Here is a 1,829-nt window from a genome sequence, read left to right on the forward strand (position 1 = left end):
CCTAGTTTCACGGCAGTAGCCGAGGCTAGTTTATGTTCAGGAGATGATTCTGGTAGAATCACTTTAACAGCTGTAGATAATGGTATTTTACCATTAACCTATAGCATAGTTCCAGCAGCAGGAACGATTACAGGAAATGTAATAACAGATTTACCACCAGGAACATACTCAGTTACAGGAGAAGGAACGAATGGATGTACTTTCACCGTTACAGATATTGTAATAGATGAATACGCTCCAATAGTACCGAGTACACCAGTTGTAGATCAATTTGGGTGTAGTGCAGGTAATACTGTAGATGTTGCTACGGTAACTATTCCGGTAGGAACTATAGGAGGTTCAACAAATTATACACGTTATGTATTTGTTTATACGCCAGCAGACGGAAGCGGTCCAATAACCCAAGACGGTTCGAGTACAAGTTTTAGTACAACGAATACCTCAGGAGGTCCAGTACAAGTCACTGTTTACGACGATAAAGGATGTTCAGGAGTAGAAAACACTGTTATAGATTCGTTTACTCCAATGACAGGAGCTGATATCAATGTAATCAAAGACACAGACTGTAATACAGGAGAGAATATCACTGTAAAAGTAGTACCTGCATTACCAAACATTCAATATACAATAACAGGAACAGGAGCTACTCCTTTTACACAAACATTAAATGTAGTATCAGATGCAGATGCAGCAGTATTTAATGACGTGCCAGTTGATAACTATACGATTGAGATATACAATGCAGCAACAGGATGTATTTTAGAAGTATATCACACGGTAAAACCAGAACCTACCTTTGATATTTTAATTACCAATGTAGATGATGTAGATTGTAAAGGAGATACTAATGGAAGTGCAGTCTTAAGTTTTGTACCAAGTACCCCACCATACACAAGTGGTTATAGTTATATTGTTTACGATGCTACCACAGGTACAGCAACGGCAGTAACAGGAACAGGAACAGCAGGTACACCAGAAACAATCACAGGATTGGTAGCAGGAGAGTACTATGTACGAATAGATATGGGAACTAACAGTCCATTCTGTGAAGCACAAAGTGCAAACTTTACCATTGCAGAACCAGCAGATCCATTATCAGTAACAGGAGTTGCCAACCCAGTAGTAAGTTGTTACAATGGTTCAGATGCTACTATTACAGCCACCGGATCAGGAGGTTGGGGAGATTATGTGTATCAATTAGAAGAAACAGCTACCCCAGGAGTTGCTTATGCAGGTAACACGTTTAGTTCAAACAATATCTTTACGAACTTACCAGCAGGAGATTATACAGTAGTAGTACGAGATAAAAATGGAGCTACCGGATTATATTGTGAGTCAACAGATCAAGTAGTCATAGCAAATCCAGCAGCGGTAACATTTACAGTAACTGAGAATGACAATTCATGTGATACCACAGTAGGAGGAAGTATATCAGTAACAGCAACAGGAGGTACAGGTACATATACTTATACATTATCTAACGGAAGTGGAGTAGTAGAAACGCAAATACTGAATGCTGCAAACTATACATTTACCAATTTAGCAGCAGATGCTTATACAGTAAATGTAGTAGATTCTAATGGATGTACAGAAGGTACGCCAACAGCAGTTACAATCACACCAGATTTAGTATTTACGTTAACAGAGACTAAGAAGCTAACATGTACTGCACCAATGGCAGCAACTGTAGCATTAGAAGTAACTTCAGGTTCTAGTAGTTATGCTTATGAAGTTGCAGGACCAAGTATAGCAGTAGGAAGAACGAATTTAGCAGGTACAACATTAACGCTAAATCCTACGGTAGCAGGAACATATACCGTAACAGTTTA

The 1,829-nt window shown here is 39.0% G+C and carries 1 protein-coding gene; it reads left to right on the forward strand.

The annotated features are described in order from the left end of the window. On the forward strand, positions 1-1,829 hold a 1,829-nt coding region (locus tag Q4517_RS15365; RefSeq protein ID WP_303511278.1), incomplete at both ends, for a hypothetical protein.

The sequence above is a fragment of the Tenacibaculum sp. 1_MG-2023 genome (assembly GCF_030547425.1).
Classification (GTDB): domain Bacteria; phylum Bacteroidota; class Bacteroidia; order Flavobacteriales; family Flavobacteriaceae; genus Polaribacter.